15 protein-coding genes and 1 riboswitch are annotated in these 16,396 nt (G+C 44.6%); of the genes, 10 read left to right on the top strand and 5 right to left on the bottom strand.

Annotation, left to right across the window (positions count from 1 at the left end; all coding sequences use genetic code 11):
* Window positions 1–187 precede the first annotated feature (187 nt).
* On the bottom strand, window positions 188–481 hold the full coding sequence (locus M1K46_RS18315; protein WP_305585968.1) for a nucleotide pyrophosphohydrolase: 294 nt from the start codon (window positions 479–481) through the stop codon (window positions 188–190).
* Window positions 482–598: 117 nt separating this feature from the next.
* Between M1K46_RS18315 and M1K46_RS18310 the strand changes: the two genes are divergently transcribed.
* Entirely contained in the window at window positions 599–1,792 is a 1,194-nt protein-coding gene (locus M1K46_RS18310) for a class I SAM-dependent rRNA methyltransferase (protein WP_256227156.1), read from the top strand.
* A 248-nt stretch (window positions 1,793–2,040) separates the two neighbouring features.
* Here M1K46_RS18310 and M1K46_RS18305 read toward each other — a convergent pair whose 3' ends face one another.
* Window positions 2,041–3,339, bottom strand: coding sequence for an esterase-like activity of phytase family protein (locus M1K46_RS18305; RefSeq protein WP_256227155.1), 1,299 nt, complete (start codon window positions 3,337–3,339; stop codon window positions 2,041–2,043).
* A 485-nt stretch (window positions 3,340–3,824) separates the two neighbouring features.
* Here M1K46_RS18305 and M1K46_RS18300 point away from each other — a divergent pair, with 485 nt between their 5' ends.
* From M1K46_RS18300 to M1K46_RS18270, 7 genes are all read left to right on the top strand, one after another.
* On the top strand, window positions 3,825–5,096 hold the full coding sequence (locus M1K46_RS18300) for an L-lactate MFS transporter (protein ID WP_256227154.1): 1,272 nt from the start codon (window positions 3,825–3,827) through the stop codon (window positions 5,094–5,096).
* Between the two features lie 44 nt (window positions 5,097–5,140).
* Window positions 5,141–5,500, top strand: a complete 360-nt coding sequence (locus tag M1K46_RS18295) for a DUF2294 domain-containing protein (RefSeq protein WP_053355810.1) — start codon at window positions 5,141–5,143, stop codon at window positions 5,498–5,500.
* Between the two features lie 473 nt (window positions 5,501–5,973).
* Window positions 5,974–8,331, top strand: coding sequence for an FdhF/YdeP family oxidoreductase (locus M1K46_RS18290; protein ID WP_256227153.1), 2,358 nt, complete (start codon window positions 5,974–5,976; stop codon window positions 8,329–8,331).
* Window positions 8,332–8,343: 12 nt separating this feature from the next.
* Window positions 8,344–9,132 (top strand): formate dehydrogenase accessory sulfurtransferase FdhD, encoded by a 789-nt coding sequence (gene fdhD, locus M1K46_RS18285; protein WP_256227152.1) that lies wholly within the window; start codon window positions 8,344–8,346, stop codon window positions 9,130–9,132.
* 247 nt (window positions 9,133–9,379) lie between these two features.
* Entirely contained in the window at window positions 9,380–10,312 is a 933-nt protein-coding gene (locus tag M1K46_RS18280) for an aldo/keto reductase (RefSeq protein ID WP_256227151.1), read from the top strand.
* Window positions 10,313–10,407: 95 nt separating this feature from the next.
* The gene (locus M1K46_RS18275) at window positions 10,408–10,638 is read left to right on the top strand and encodes an excisionase family DNA-binding protein (RefSeq protein WP_062238785.1); all 231 of its coding nucleotides are present in this window, start codon (window positions 10,408–10,410) and stop codon (window positions 10,636–10,638) included.
* Window positions 10,639–10,771: 133 nt separating this feature from the next.
* Complete coding sequence (locus tag M1K46_RS18270) at window positions 10,772–12,025, top strand: methyl-accepting chemotaxis protein (RefSeq protein WP_256227150.1); 1,254 nt, start codon at window positions 10,772–10,774, stop codon at window positions 12,023–12,025.
* A gap of 37 nt (window positions 12,026–12,062) precedes the next feature.
* On the opposite strand, the gene M1K46_RS18265 is transcribed toward M1K46_RS18270, so the two are convergent.
* From M1K46_RS18265 to cidR, 3 genes are all read right to left on the bottom strand, one after another.
* Window positions 12,063–12,437, bottom strand: a complete 375-nt coding sequence (locus M1K46_RS18265) for a hypothetical protein (protein WP_091007647.1) — start codon at window positions 12,435–12,437, stop codon at window positions 12,063–12,065.
* Window positions 12,434–12,967: an acyl-CoA thioesterase gene (locus M1K46_RS18260; protein ID WP_062238780.1), complete on the bottom strand. Its 534-nt coding sequence runs from the start codon at window positions 12,965–12,967 to the stop codon at window positions 12,434–12,436. Before M1K46_RS18260 ends, M1K46_RS18265 begins: the two co-directional genes overlap by 4 nt.
* Before the next feature lie 226 nt (window positions 12,968–13,193).
* The gene (gene cidR / locus M1K46_RS18255; RefSeq protein WP_091007650.1) at window positions 13,194–14,078 is read right to left on the bottom strand and encodes a cidABC operon transcriptional activator CidR; all 885 of its coding nucleotides are present in this window, start codon (window positions 14,076–14,078) and stop codon (window positions 13,194–13,196) included.
* A 118-nt stretch (window positions 14,079–14,196) separates the two neighbouring features.
* Between cidR and M1K46_RS18250 the strand changes: the two genes are divergently transcribed.
* Together M1K46_RS18250 and M1K46_RS18245 are read left to right on the top strand one after the other, a co-directional pair.
* Window positions 14,197–14,904, top strand: coding sequence for a hypothetical protein (locus tag M1K46_RS18250; RefSeq protein WP_256227149.1), 708 nt, complete (start codon window positions 14,197–14,199; stop codon window positions 14,902–14,904).
* Window positions 14,905–15,022: 118 nt separating this feature from the next.
* Window positions 15,023–15,132, top strand: a riboswitch (SAM riboswitch).
* Window positions 15,133–15,263: 131 nt separating this feature from the next.
* Window positions 15,264–16,379, top strand: coding sequence for a sugar ABC transporter substrate-binding protein (locus tag M1K46_RS18245; protein ID WP_256227148.1), 1,116 nt, complete (start codon window positions 15,264–15,266; stop codon window positions 16,377–16,379).
* The last annotated feature ends 17 nt before the right edge of the window (window positions 16,380–16,396 follow it).

The raw sequence follows: 16,396 nt of genomic DNA, 5'->3' as shown, positions 1-16,396 counted from the left end.
TTTACGCTTCCTTTTTTTAGATGTGATGAACTTCACAGTAATCACAATTGCTGGATATTACAATATGAAATTAGCAAGAGAGAAGCACCATGTAGATTCAACCACGTACTTATATGCAGTTGGTTCCAGCCCTTCCTGTCACTTTTGGTTCTTACGGCGGCAGTTTTGGAGATTACCCATGGGGCGTTTATTTTACTGGATACTTTACCGCGTTCTTCTCCATCTTGTTACGTACAATCTCGTTTACATCCACATCAAGCCTGTCCGCCAGCTGAAGGGAGTAGATGATTACGTCAGCCAATTCATCTTTAATGTCTTCCAGGTTCTCATCAACCGCTTCCTGGCTTTCTTTCCACTGAAAGTTTTCCAGCAGTTCAGCCGCCTCCAGTGAAATGGAAAGGGAAAGGTCTTTTGGATTATGATGAGGGCCCCAATTTCGTTCGTCCCGGAATTTTCGGATTTCATCTATTAAATGCTGCATGATATCGTTGGCTCCTTTATAGGTATTAATGATTTCTTTTACGATAAGTATTATAATGACAGAACGTGAAGAAGAAATATAATGATTTGATAAAATTTGATCAATGAATTGGGTGGAATGATGAGTACAGCTCGTGTAAAAATAAAATCTTCCGATAAGAGCATCAAAGGGGGATCGCCTCTGATCGTAAGCGATGCCGTCTCTTACGTGGACAAAGGTCTGGCAGAAGGGACAATCATTGAGGTTATTGATGAAAGCGGCAAATTTATCGGCAAAGGCTATTATGGCAAGCAGAATAAAGGACTGGGATGGATTTTAACCCGCAAGCCGCAGGAAAACATCGACCAGGATTTTTTCGAAAAGAAAATAAAGGCGGCCATCGAAAGCCGGCAGAGGTTGTTTGATAATCCGCTGACCACAGCATTCAGGGTGTTTAACGGTGAAGGTGACGGCATCGGCGGTGTGACGATGGATTATTTTGACGGCTACTACGTCATCAACTGGTACAGCGAGGGCATTTATCAATTTAAAGAATTTGTTCTGCAGTCGCTTAGAAATCTGACTGATTTTAAAGGAATCTATGAGAAGAAGCGGTTTGCTGAAAAAGGAACGTACATTGAGGACGATGACTTCATCGAAGGAAAACGGGCTCAGTTTCCGCTCATCGTTCAGGAAAACGGCATTCATTTTGCTACATACTTAAATGAAAGTGCGATGGTCGGTGTTTTCCTGGATCAACGAGAAGTCCGGAAAGCCATCCGGGACAAGTATTCAGAAGGCAAAAGAGTATTGAACACATTTTCGTATACCGGTGCTTTTTCTGTGGCAGCCGCATTAGGAGGAGCCGTGAAAACGACGAGCGTGGATCTGGCCAACCGAAGCCGAAGCAAGACGCAGGAACAGTTCAGCATCAACGGAATCGATTACGAGTCACAAGACATCATCGTCGAGGACGTATTTAACTATTTCAAATATGCGGTTAGAAAAAAGCTGCTGTTTGATCTGGTGATCCTTGATCCGCCGAGCTTTGCGCGATCCAAGAAACATACGTTCAGCGCAGGGAAAGATTATCCGGCTCTGCTAGAACAGGCCATTGCCATCACCGAAAAGAATGGTGTGATCGTCGCTTCGTCCAATTGCAGCACGTTTGGCATGAGCAAGTTCAAAGGCTTTATTGAAAAAGCGTTCCGCCAGACCGGAGGCAAGTATAAAATCCTTGAAGAACACAGTCTGCCTGAAGACTTTAAGACGATTAAAGAGTTTAAAGAAGGAGATTATCTTAAAGTCGTTATTCTAAAAAAACTGGCATAATATAAAAGGGGCTGTCCTGAAAGTCAAAAATTGACCTTCAGGCAGCTCCTTTTTCGCGCAAACCAATGAAAAGTTGATTATAGTGGAAGGTGCGAGACTCCTGCGGGACTAGCGTGACAGGTGAGACTCCCGCAGGCGCTTGCGCCAAGAGGCTCACCGCACGCCCCGCGGAAAGCGAGCGGACTGAAACGGAAATCAACGGCTTCCAGACTTCTTGGACAGCTCCTTTTTTAGATTACGGTGTTTTTTCAGGGTAAACGGAACAGCCAAAGTTCTGTTTTCCTATTCGAATCTTCCATTCCAAAGTCGTTGTCATTAATGACAGCCAATTTTTTGCCCTGAACTAACGAAATACCCTCAGCTTTTTCATAAGGATAATCGTAATTTAAAAGATTCAATACTTCCTCCTTAGCAACAGTTTTAATTCCCACAGCTTTTATACCTTTTGCGTTCATTTGTTCGAGCGTTTTTCCTTTATCGTTGTCCTTTCCTAAGATATTTGTTGCACCTTGAAAATTTATTTTATATATTTTCTTCAATTTCGCTTTTTTTCCTTTTTCTGAATCTCTTTCGTCGACAAGCAGATTATGTTCATTAATAGCATAAAGATCAGAGACTCCAATATCTTTTTGCTCAAATCCCAACCTTTGTCCATTAGCAGTAATGTATGCATATCCTGCTATTACCTTTGAATTTTTTAAATTTATTTTTAGAATCCGAACTACTCTCGAATTTTCACCAGGGTTTGACAGTGCACTTTGTGTCATCGTGAAAAGATAACGTCCATCTGGAGTAATCGTCACGCTTTCGAATCCTTTATTTTCCATGCGCTTTGTTAGAACACTTGGCAAACTCGCTTTTATAGGAATCAGAGGTGCGTTTTTAAATTTAGACTCCATCCCAGACGGTATTAACCGTTTTACAAGGGTACCATCTTTTTTTATCTGGACCAGACTTGGCCGGTATTCATCACTTAACCAAAACGTTTTATCTGTAGGATTGTAAGCAAGCCCTTCAGTATCTAAACCATAGGGATCATATGACAAAACACTTTTTCCTTTCGCATCATATGGTGCTTCATCAGATTTTTTGAAATTAGGCAAACCTGTAATAAAGGAGTTTCCCGTTACTGGATCTGATCCTTTTGGTAACTTTAATTTAATTTGTTCTAATATTTTCATTTTCCCTTTAGAAATTTCAATTTTATACACTGCAGGAGTATACATTGGTATTGGGAAGGTTCTCCGTTCTTCACTATTTACGGTCAATTTTCCATTGGGGCCCCGGTCGGACGAAGAATAAAAAATGTTATCAGGATCACCTGGCAAATGCAGGAGAGAAGATCCCATAGCCGCATGGATACCTTTAGATAACTTTGGCGGATTTTCTAAAGGATATTTTCCAATAAGTTTAACAGAAGGGGTCGAAGTACTCTTCTTTTCTTTATTGCCCTCTTGCTGCTTATTGGTAGATGGTCTGGAGCATGCGAATATTGCTATGCATATGATCGAGATTACAACAACTTTAAGAAACATAAATTTTTTCATCCTGGACACCTTTTTCTTTTGTTAATTTTCTTTCTTATAATGGGCAATTAAAACTGTATTATAAGTTGATTTGATAAATTTTTTTCACTTGAGATTGACTTCCGGTTATAGATGAAGCACCGTCTGGATATAAGGACTTGACAAAGGGGCAGCAAAAAAAGTTTGTCATTGATCCTCAGGGCGTGGTAAAAAACTGACATAATTTTTATATGGACACTTGACTGACCCATTTAATTCCATTACTATTAAGATTGAAAAATTTGAATATTCCGCTAACGTAAAGTTAGGGAATCATTTGGCAAGGAACAGCGAACCTGTCTCCTGTTAAAAGGATTCTTCTGTAAGCGCTTTGAAAAACCGGATAGGTTATACCACAGCGAACCTGTGATTTGCTGCCGCCGCAATCTTTTTTCTTATAGTTGCTATGTAACTATGGGTTGAGTTTGTGGCGGTTTTTTATTTACATAAAAGAGGAGAGGGTTATGATGAGCAAGGTCAAAAATCGATGGTTGATCGCACTGTCGGGAGTGGGAATTCATATTTCCATCGGCTCGGTTTATGCGTGGAGCAATTTTACGACTCCATTAAGTGAGAAGTTTAAGTGGACGGCAAGTGAGGTGCAGTTGACGTTCAGTCTGGCAATCTTGTTTTTGGGGCTGTCTGCGGCCTTTTTGGGCCATTTTGTTGAAAAGCACGGGCCAAGAAAGGCTGGTATACTGGCTGCTGTCTTTTTTGGAGTCGGTGTGGCTGGCTCTGGCCTCGCCGTACAGCTGGGATCATTGCCGCTATTGTATGTTTTTTATGGAGCACTTGGCGGAATCGGCCTAGGAGTCGGTTACATTGCACCTGTCTCCACTTTAGTAAAATGGTTTCCTGACCGCAGGGGGCTGGCAACGGGGCTTGCCATCATGGGGTTTGGCTTCGCGGCTGCGATCAGCTCTCCGATCATGGACAGTCTGATTAAATCAGTTGGGATCGCCAACACGTTTTATATTCTCGGGATCTCTTATTTTATCGTGATGCTGGTCTCGTCCCTTTACCTGGAAAAACCGAAGGAAGGCTGGACTCCAGAAGGCTATCAGGAGAAGGTGGACAGCGGGAAAGCTACTGTAGCACATGACTTATCACAGCTGACGGCCAATGAGGCGATTAAAACAAAACGTTTCTACTATCTCTGGCTAATGCTGTTCATTAACGTGACCTGCGGCATCGCCATTCTGTCAGCAGCTAAACCGCTCGCTCAGGAAAGTATAGGGATGACCACCGCAGAAGCGGCAGCGCTGGTTGGTGTTTTAGGCTTATTTAACGGATTTGGCCGAATTGGCTGGGCATCTGTTTCTGACTATATCGGCAGGACCAATACATACACCACGTTCTTCGTGCTGCAGATCGTCCTGTTCTTTTTGCTTCCGAACGTTACAACCACAATCGTCTTTGAAATCATGCTTGCTATCGTATATACCTGCTATGGAGGAGGCTTTGCTTCCATTCCAGCGTATATCGGTGATTTATTTGGAACGAAACAGCTCGGTGCCATCCATGGCTACATTCTAACAGCATGGGCAGCCGCGGGATTGGCGGGTCCGCTGTTTGCCGCCTGGGTGAAGGATACGACAGGCAGTTACGCAGAAAGCCTTACCTTCTTCGCTGCCCTGTTTATTGTGGCGCTTATCGTTTCTTTCCTTGCACGGCTGGATATTCGCAGGCTTAAAAGGGAGAAGGGAACGGACGAACAGTTGCGCGTTGAGCATTTCTGATTTATAATTTTATAAGCAAAATGCAAAAATAAAGGTTGTCGTTTATGAATAATTATGAAGCAGAATTCAGTAACCTGGTAAGAGCTTTTCGTAAGCGCCATATGGGGAAAGGTCCCCGGCAGATCAAAACGACCTTTTGTAAAAACTGGGCCATTTGTGAAATGGAAGGCAATCTATCACCGGTCGAGAAGTTTATCTCAGGCTCTAATGAGGGCAAGCAGATGCTTCGTTCGGCCCGCACCGAGATGGTGAAGGACATGTACAAAAAGAACCATCCGGTGGAAATGGAAGAATTGCTGGGCGCAACGTTTCTGGAGCTTTTCGTAGATATTGATATCGAAAAAGACTTCGGGATGTCCATCTTTGTTTTTGACGAAAATATTCAAGAGAAATTTAAAAAATAAGAACCATCTGTGTTGGCACTTGGCAGCGTTCCTGTTAAAGACTACCACCGCGGTTCCCGGTTTCGCGTAATCGGGTCCCCGGTGGTTTTTGTTTTTTTCAGGGTTGTGAGGGTATTTCGATCATGCAGACGATTGAGGGGAAATGGTTGCGTCTAATCTTGTCGATGAGTGTCGAGTGCGAACTGTTCGATAATAAAATTGGCCATTTCGATAAAAAATTGGTTTTTTCAATAATAAAATTTCATTTTCGATAATAAAGGCTGCGTTTTCGATAATAAAAAATTTGGCAGGGAGATTTGCAGGCGAAATCCCTTTTTTCAGAAAATATATCCCTGCAGAAGGGCTGTTATAAGCTCAGTTCAACGGGCGCCGAGCAAATTTACTCAAAATCATTGGTTTTTTGTAAGAAATAACACTGGAAAACCATAAAAATCAACTCAAAATTCCATAAAGAGGAAAAGGAGTGCATGAGCATGGGAAAAACAAAGCATCAAGGACCGATTAAACTCCCTAAGAGCCCTGCTCCCAAACATTGGGTCAGCCCGGTTCCTTTCGGGCTGGGAAAAATTAAACCGGGACATATCCGCGATACGATGAAGGTAGCATGGGAAAACCGCGATAATCTTTCTTATGCCGGACGCATTCTGACACAGGGTGTGTGTGACGGCTGTGCGCTTGGCGTTTCAGGGCTGTACGACCAAACCCTTGCCGGACCGCATGTTTGTACAACACGGCTGAACGTTCTCCGCTTAAATACGATGCCGGCTATGAAAGAGGAGCTCGTCCATGCTGACATTGATGAGCTGCGCAAATACTCAAGCGCCGAACTGAGAAAGCTCGGCCGAATTCCTTATCCGCTCATCCGCCGAAAAGGTGAGCGGAAATTTTCCCGTATCACATGGGATAATGCCATGAATTTAATTGCGGACAAGATGAAGAAACTGAATCCAAAACAGGTGTCGTTCTTCCTCACCTCAAGGGGAATCACAAACGAATCGTATTATGTAGCGGCAAAGGTTGCTCGCTATTTAGGCGTGAATAACATTGATAACGCTTCCCGCATCTGCCACTCCCCTTCCAAAACGGCGCTGAAGCGTTCTGTCGGAATCGGGGCTTCCAGCTGCAATTACCAGGACTGGATCGGCTCGGATGTTATCGTCTTTTGGGGCTCGGTCGCAGCAAACAACCAGCCCGTCTCTACAAAGTACATGTATGCAGCAAAGCGCAAAGGAACCAAGATCATCTGCATCAATCCGTACCGTGAACCGTCGATGGAGAAATACTGGATTCCGTCGATTGGAGAGTCGGCTTTGTTCGGCACAAAGCTTGCCGATGATTTTTATCAGGTAAACATTGGCGGAGATATTGCCTTCATGCACGGTATCATGAAGCATTGGTTTGAGATGGAGGAGAAAGAACACGGTTCTGCCATCGACCATCGGTTTGTAAAAGAACATGTAAATGGCTACGAGGAATTAAAGGCAAAGGTTCAGGAGCAAAGCTGGGAAGCCATTGAGGAATCATCAGGCGTCAGCAAGGATCGTATTTATGAACTCGCAGAGCTTCTCGCCAAAAGCAAATCCGGTGTTTTTGTCTGGTCACTTGGCTTAACGATGCATACATTCGCTTCTGACAACATCTCGCAGGTTGCTAATCTTGCGCTGTTAAGAGGGTTTCTGGGGCGTAAACATTGCGGACTCATGCCGATCCGAGGACACTCAAGTGTTCAAGGTTCTGGGGAGATGGGAGCTGATCCATTCGTTCTTCCCGGCGGTGATTTTGAACCAAAAAATATCGAGCGTATCCAAAAGCTGTGGGGCTTTGACATTCCGAAATGGCAAGGAGACGTTCTAGGTGTTTCTCTTGAGAATATCCTTCTGCCTGAAGATCATGAACGGAAAATTAAAATGTATTACCTGTCAGGCGGCAATTTCCTTGAAACGATGCCGGATCCCGATTTTGTAGAGCGGGCCCTGTCATCGCTTGAACTTCGTGTGCATCAGGATATCATCTTTAACACGTCTACAATGGTGGATGCAGAAGAAGCGGTCATCGTACTTCCTGCAAAAACACGCTACGAGCAGGAGGATGGAGGCACATCGACCTCAACAGAACGCATGGTGTATTTTTCGCCTGAAATTCAAGGAAACAGCCAGCAGGTGGAGGAAGCCCGTACGGAGTGGAAAATCTATATCGACCTCGCCAAGCGTGTAAAACCTGAGAATGCCCATTTGGTAAATTTTAAGAATGGCCAGGAGATCCGCAGCGAGATTGCCATCGCCAACCCGAATTATGAAGGCATACAGCATTTAAAAGAACGAGGTGATGTTTTCCAATGGGGAGGGGCATGGCTCTGCGAAGACGGCATCTGCCCGACACCGGATGGAAGAGGGAATTTAATCCCGATTGATATTCCAGACCTGCAGAAGGGTAAAGGTATGTATTATGTGACGACGAGAAGAGGGAAGCAGTTCAACTCGATGGTCTACAACGAATCCGATCCGTTTAACGGCGCAGAGCGTTATGATGTGCTGATAAACGGGGAGGATGCGAAGGAACTATCCATTGAAGAGGGAGAAACCATCGTCGTTTACAACCAGCACGGTGTTTTCCAGGGCCGGGCAAAATTTATCGACATTACCAAAGGAAACCTTGAAGTGCATTTCCCAGAAGGAAACTTCCTTTTGCCCAAAGGCGTTTACGAGGAATTCTCTAAGATCCCGAGCTATAATGTAGCGGTTAAAGTGGAAAAAGCGGATCGGTTCAACGCCCGCAAGGATATAAAGTATCTGGAGAAGCAGATTCCTGATCTGGAAACAGAGATCAGCTAAAAAGGAGCAGTTATGAAACACAAGGTCATGAAAAGTATCAGCATTGTTAAATATGATGGCGAATCATTTCAGGAAATACAGGATCATGTCGCGACGGAATACGCCTTAACCATCTTTGTAAACGATGATGAGTTCGCCACCATGGTCTGCACCCCGACCTATATGGAGGATCTGGTCACAGGCTTCCTGGCGTCAGAAGGAGTGATCCGCCTGCCGCGTGAAATCGAATCGCTATCGATTGATGAAGACCGGGGCTTTGCGTATGTACAGCTACTGGATAAGAAGCCTGTCACGAATCAGCTTCAATCCAAACGGTTTATCGGTTCCTGCTGCGGAAAAAGCAGACAGTTCTATTTTCAGAGCGATGTAAAAAACGCCAAAACGATCATGTCCAAAGCAACCATCCAGGCGGAGCAATGCATCTCGCTCATGAAGGCCATGCAGGACAGCTCGGATGACTTTCACTCTACTGGCGGCCTTCACAATGCTGCACTTTGCACAAATGATGAGTTATTAATTTCGCGTTCTGATATCGGGCGCCATAATGCACTTGATAAAATATACGGACATTGTTTGAAGAATAACATCGCACTGGGGGATAAAGTGATTGCCTTCAGCGGAAGGATTTCATCGGAAGTGCTGCTGAAGGTGTCCAAGATTGGCGCGGGGATCATTTTATCCAAGTCAGCTCCAACCACGCTGGCGCTTGAACTCGCGAATGACCTAGGCATTACTGCAGTTGGATTCATCCGCGGCAGCCGGTTGAACGTGTACACGCACCCCGAGAGGATTATTTTGTAATGCAGGAAGCCGATTCATTTATAGAATCGGCTTTTTTGCTAAAGGGGAGAGTAAACAGCAAAGTATGCCCTCATGGGGTATAGGGCCGTTTTATGTTCAAAAACCCCAGATTTATTTTCAAATTGTCGAATTGGGACGGAATTCAACCCGAGAAACGCACTCAAGAGCACTCCAAATCCAAATTTTTTCTTTTGGACAAGCGTTTTGCTACGATAGAACCAACAAAAGATAAGGAGTTGAGCAGCACATGGCGAAACAAACAAGACTCGGAAAGACAGATCTATTCGTAAACCCGATTGGACTTGGTACGAATGCGGTAGGGGGACATAATCTGTATCCCAATCTGGATGAGGAAGCTGGAAAAGAATTGGTGCGACGGGCGTTGGATATCGGCATTAACTTTTTGGATACAGCTTATATTTATGGACCTGAGCGCTCAGAGGAACTGATCGGACAGGTGTTAAAAGAAACGGGAAGCCGTGATAAAGCGGTACTGGCCACAAAAGGAGCTCATAAATTTGTCGGAAAGGAAGTCGTTTTCGATAACTCGCCTGCATTCTTAAAAGAAACGGTAGAAGGAAGCTTGAAGCGCCTGCAGACCGACTTTATCGACTTGTTTTATATACATTTTCCGGATGAAGACACTCCGAAGGAAGAAGCGGTGGGAGCCTTAAAGGAGCTGAAGGATCAAGGAAAGATTAAGGCGATTGGTGTTTCTAATTTTTCCATCGAACAATTGAAGCAAGCAAACGTTGACGGCTATGTGGATGTTTTTCAGGGAGAGTATAACCTGTTGCAGCGTGACGCTGAAAATGAACTGCTTCCTTATACAGCGGATAAAGGTATTTCGTTCGTTCCTTATTTCCCGCTTGCCTCCGGTTTGTTGGCTGGCAAGTATGACAAGGATACAAAGTTTGATGATCTTCGTGCGAAAATGCCTCACTTCCAAGGTGAAAATTTTGTTAGCAATTTAAAGAAGGTCGACCAAATCCGTAAAATAGCGGATGCAAAGAATGCGGAGGTTGCTCATGTTGTCTTGGCATGGTATTTAACGCAGCCTTCAATCGACACCATCATTCCGGGAGCCAAACGTGCCGATCAAGTAAGCAACAACTTAAAGACGCTCGATGTGCAGCTTTCAGAAGAGGAAATTCAAGAGATCGGAAGGATTTTCTCTTAATAACAGCCCTTGAAGAAAAACCGCAATGGGTGGATAATAGGGGAGATATGGTGCTGTAAGGCTTGTGAAAATGGCAGCACGGAAAAGGTGAACCCATGTATCTCTCGCTAAAAGAAACGGCAGAATTTCTTGATCTGCCGGAATCCTATATTGAAAGTTTGATTCAGCAAAAAAAGATTCGTGCCTTTTATGACGGCAGCGAGTATCTGATTAATAAAGAGCAGTTTAACTCCCACCTCGAACAGATGGAAAAATACAAGAAACTGGTGGAAGAGTATATGAACGAGCCGATCCCTGAAGACTGGGATGCGAAAGACGAAGACTGATGAAAAACCTTGAACGCATCCATGGATGCGTTCAAGGTTTTTTGTTATAAACTAGTGCAAAGTTCCTAGAAAAAACCGATATAACTAGTAATAAATGTAAACCGGTTCAATAAAAATGAGAGGAACTAAGATCATGAGTTTGATGCACTATATTTTTCGTACTTTGATTATTGTTCTGCCTGCAACCTGCCTGGCCGGGGCTGCTGTCAGCTACGGAAACGGTCTTCAGGGACAGGCTTTCTTTTACACTACCCTGTTCACATCCTTAATGGGACTGGCTGTAGGGATTCTATCCGCGTGTTTGAACCATAAGCGGTTTCTTGCACCAATGAATCCGATCAACAACTACCTTCATGACTTGGCAAAGGGCAGTATGGGAAGCCGATTGAAGGAGGAGGAACTGGGTCAGCTGAAGTCCATTGCAGTGAGCATTAATCATACGGTGGATTCCTGGGCACATGTGTTAACAGTCATTCAGAAGGCATCTAAATCGATCAATGAGTACTCCAATCATCTATCACATGGTGTCAGGCAAACAACGGGGGCAGCTGAACAGATCTCCGGAACGATGGAAGAGGCGGCCAAGGGAGCAGAGCATCAGGTGTACAGCGTTTCAGAAGCAGCTGGCCTCATCCAGCAGATGACAGAGAGCCTTCAGCATGTTGACCAAAGTGCGCAGCGTGTTTCCAGCAGCATTCATGACACACTTGATAAAGCGAATATGGGAACTCAGTCCATCGGATCGGCAGAACAGCAGATGAACGCGATCTTCACGAATGTAAGTGACTTGTCCAACACGGTAAAAGGGCTCGGAGACCGCTCCAGTGAGATCGGAAATATCGTGGAAGTGATCAAAGGAATTGCTGAACAGACAAACCTGCTGGCATTAAATGCGGCTATTGAAGCGGCAAGGGCAGGAGAGCACGGAAAAGGCTTCGCCGTCGTAGCAAGCGAAGTAAGAAAGCTTGCCGAACAGTCCGGAGAAGCAACTCAGCAGATCAGTGACATCATTTTTCATATTCAAAATGAAACCGCTCAGGTGGTACAGACGATGGATCTTGTCAATGCTGAGGTCAGCGAAGGAATTGGTGTTATGAATGACGCAGGATCCTCCTTCAAACAGATTCAGAACTCCATTCAGTCTGTAACTGAACATATCAGCCAAGTATCAGGTGCAGTACACGGAGTTTCTGCCGGAAATGAACAGGCGGTTTCGTCTATGGACACGATTTCAGCCATTGCTGCTGAAACAGCCAAGTCTTCTCAGCAAGTGCTGGCTGCTACACAAGAACAGTTAGCTTCGATTGAAGAGATGTCAGCCTATACGGCTTCACTCGATGAACTTGCGAAAGAAATGGAAGAACTCACTCATACCTTTACTATGTAGTGAAAAAAGAAGCAGAGAGTCTGCTTCTTTTTTATGATTAGCTGATGATCGCGGATGTCCCTACTAATGATTCCGGAGTTCTTCCGAGTGCCAGAAGGCTGATCTTGGCATAGCCGGCATTGGGGCAGCTGGAGATGGTTTTTCGCAGTGCCTCGATGTCTTTATCTGATAAAAGTTTTTCAATCTCACTTTTATAGAGGCGGATGACGGACCCTTGAACAAACTCAGGGGAATAGCGTCTGCAATCTTCATTCATAATAAGACAGCCCATGTATTGATATTTAAACTGAAGTGCACGAGTCAGATTGATGATGTGCACCCATTTTTCATAAAGAGAAGGGTACGTGCGTTCAAGGTTTTCTAAGGACTCTTTTGCTTCTTTCAATTCGCTGTGGCTGCATAACGTAATCATACTAATGCTCCTTCCTGCTGCCAAGGTTTTCTTAGTGTAATAACCTCAGCCAACTCCTTGCTTCGTGCTCTGCGGATCTTGCGCATTTCTGCACGGTCTTTCGCAGTATCAAAAAGGAATTTTTCTTCTTCTGTTTCAGGGATGACTGCCGGTACTTCAACCGGACGTTTGTCTTCACCTAAAGCAACGAAGGTTAAAAAGGCTGTAGCTGCGATTCTTCGTTCCCCAGTGATAATATCTTCAGCGATAACTTTACAGAAAATCTCCATAGAGCTTTTTCCTGTATAGGATACGAAAGACTCAATGCATACTGAATCGGTCTGGTGAATCGGATGCAAGAAATCAATCGAATCGGTTGATGCGGTTACACATGTTTTTACACGTGCATGACGTCGCGCCGATAATGAGGCGGCACTGTCGAGTTTTTTCATCAAAACTCCGCCAAACAATGTGTTGTAGTTATTCAAGTCACAAGATAAGACCTGATCTGTATTTATAATGCGGCTTTCGCTCGTTTTTTTAGCTTCCAAAACAATCTCCCTTTCTCATCGTTACATCTTTTTATATTGGGACGCATTATCGTTTTTGCGTTTCCCTCTTACAGTTTCCTAGTGTACGCCTCCAAGAAAAGGAAGTAAAATTGTTATTTTTCATCATTTACATAGACGAAATCTATGTAAATGCTTTCAGATATACAGAAAAGGCATAGATGATTAAATGCAAAAGGCGGCTCTCCAAAGAGAACCGCCCCGTTATTTACTCTTCTGATAATTGTTCTTTTGCGTAGCTGAGCCACTCTTTCGCGGCAAAAGATAAATACTGATCTTTGTTCCAAATCAGGGCGAGATGCCAGCTGATGGAAGGATTGACGACTTTAATCGCACGCACTTCATCCGTCAGATGCCGGCAGATGCTCTCGGGCAGCAGGGAGACCCCTAATTTACACACGACCATCTCCTCGATAAAGGACCATTGTGAGCTTTCTGACGTAATGTGCGGACTGAAGCCAGCCTGATTGCAGGAGGAGATGATGCGGTCATGGAGGACGAAATCTTTGTTAAAAAGGATAAATGATTCCTCTCTTAGCTCAGCTAAATTTATTTCGTCCCGGACAGCAAGCGGATGGTCAGGATGGATGATGAGCCGCAAGTCCTCTTCCATAAAAGCAAAATACTGAAACATATCGGTGTTTGTCGGGAGCACGACAACCCCGATATCCAGTTGAAGGCTGGCCACTTCTTCTTCGATTTTTTTTGATCCGTCTTCCATAAGCTCGAAGGTAATGTGGGGATATCTGTCATGAAAACTGCCGATCAATTTTGGAAAAAGACGGGGATCAAAAATCGGAGGAAGCCCAATCCGAATATGCCCTTTTTTTAATCCGAGCAGGTTGTCCAGCTCCATCTCCAGGTTGTTGAATGCTTTATCGACCAGCTTGGCCTGGTCAAATATGGTCTGTCCGGCATCCGTAAGTGTCAGTCCCTTTCGTGAGCGGTCAAAAAGGACAACCCCAAGCTCATCCTCCAGATTCTTGATCATTTTGCTGATGGTTGGCTGGGTGATGAAAAGGGCATCAGCCGCCCGTGTAAAGCTGTTATATTTTGCCACTTCAATAAAATACTGTAATTGTTTAATATCCACGAATGCACCTGCTTGTCCGGTCTTTTTTTGTAGTGTATCACGAGATCTGAATAAAAACCAAAACAGGGCTTAGGTGCATATACTGTTTTATTGAAACTGGGGAAGGCAGGGATGCGACATGTACAGACAGCGGCAGGTAGTCGATATGAAAAGAGGGAATGTCATCGGAGACGGTTCGCTGGATACGGTGTATCTTACTGCTGAAAAAACAGCGGATAGTCCATACTGGGTGAACATTGCGGCCGTCGTTCAGGACGGCAGGACCAACCAGTACACGCAGATCCCTATTAAAGAAAATTCAGGATACAATCCAACCCTTTTTCTCGGTGATTTTACAGGTGACAAGGTAGAAGACATCATGGTGGTCATGGATACAGGAGGCAGCGGAGGCATGATCACCGCCTATGTATTTTCCTACAGAGGAGGGCAGTTCGGGCCGCTTTTTGACTCTGGTGTATTCAGTGACCAATGGAAGTACAGGGTTTTTTATCTGGACCAATATAAAGCACAGGTGAACAGCTACAACCTGAAGCAAAAATTTATCATCGATTTGAGTACGAAGGACAAGGAATACTTGTCTGAGATTTACTACCCGAATGGAAAATTAAAGGCTCCCATACAAGGATTTGTCTCATCTTTAAGCGGTCTTTACCCGGTGGACTTTGACCGAAATGGCGTGTATGAACTGCTGGCTTACCAAAACATCGCCGGCCGATATAACGCTGACCGCCTTGGCTATGTCCAGACTACCCTGAAGTGGAATGGCCGGGAGTTTGGTGCGGAGGTGCAGAACGTTGTGATCTTTGGCGGGGATATCCGAGGATAAGCCTGGTGGATTAACCTCTCGTTGTGGAGAGGTTTTTTATATGATAAAAAAACCATTGACTTTCTCCCTTTCGCAGATTAAAGTAATAACTATATTTTCTAAAAATTAAATATTCATTCTCTTATCAAGAGTGGCAGAGGGACTGGCCCTATGACGCCCAGCAACCGTTCCGTAATGGAATTGGTGCTAATTCCAGCAAAACAGCATGTCTGTTTTGAGAGATAAGAGAGGACGAATCCGTTATACATATGCGATGAAACCTCTCTTTTTCCAGAGAGGTTTTTTTACGTGGTGGGGCTTATTTCGCTGGTTCCGTGCCCCCTTGAGAAGAGAGATATACAAAAAAGGGAGTTGGGGAAATGAAACGATTCATTAAAAGCGCGGCAATCTCCGCGGTGGCTTTATCACTTTTATTAACGGGCTGTTCATCCGAAAGCAATACCGCTTCATCAGCTGGCAAACATGAAAAGGTTTCGTTCGATAACGTACCGAAGCGGTTTGCCAAAGGGCAGGGAGCCCGAATCAAGGTTATCCGTAAAATCGGCGGTGATGATCATACAGCCCAATTTTTAGCAGGTGCTAAAGCGGAAGGAGAGGCACTTGGTTTTACCGTTGATACCTACACAGCAAACGGTGATACCGCCAAGTTCCATGATGCGATTGCCCAGGCGGCTGATGAGAATTACGACGGTTTTATCATCTCTCACGGTGATGATGCGGCTACCATAAACGATATTAAGAAGCTTCGGGAAAAAGGAAAGAACGTGGTGACGTTTGATTCCAATCCGAACCTCGCGAAAGTAGGCGGTGTCACACTTACGTCTCAGGACGATGAAGCCCTTGCCAAGCTGGCTCTCGATCAGCTCGTTAAAGAGAACAAAGGGAAGGCCAACATCGTTTATCTTTGGGTAGACGGGTTCCCGCCGATGGTGCGACGCAACGCCGTCTATAAAGAAACATTGAAGAATAACCCGGGAATCAAGGAAGTAGAACGCTTTGGCGTTGCTTCTGCAGATACGTCGGTCCAGACGCAAAATGCGGTGACGGCCATGCTGAACAAACATAAAAAAGGCGAGATTGATGCCATTTTTGCCACATGGGATGCCTTTGCGATCGGGGCTGCACGTGCGATTAAAGAAGCGGGACGCAACGAAATCAAAATTTACGGAATTGACGTCTCCAATGCAGACCTTCAAGAAATCCAGCAAAAAGAAAGTCCTTGGAAGTACACGGCTGCTGTTGATCCTAAGCTAATTGGGGCAGTGGATATGAGAATTCTTGCTAAAAAGCTTGCGGGTGAAAAAACACCACAAAAATATGATTTGAAAGCTTCTCTCGTTTCACAAAAGGATCTTCAAAAATCAAACGAGGGTGTGAACATGGTCAACCTGTCCAAGGAAATTAAAGGCTGGGGCCAGTCTGATGCGTTTGAGGAAGATTGGATGAAGACACTTAAGGATCATTACCAAAAATAACTGAAACTCTCAGGAAG

It is taken from the genome of Fictibacillus sp. WQ 8-8 (assembly GCF_024494405.1).
Taxonomy (GTDB): Bacteria; Bacillota; Bacilli; order Bacillales; family Fictibacillaceae; genus Fictibacillus_C; species Fictibacillus_C marinisediminis.
The sequence above is the reverse complement of the archived record's forward strand: the minus strand, read 5'-3'. Positions and strand labels throughout refer to the sequence as shown.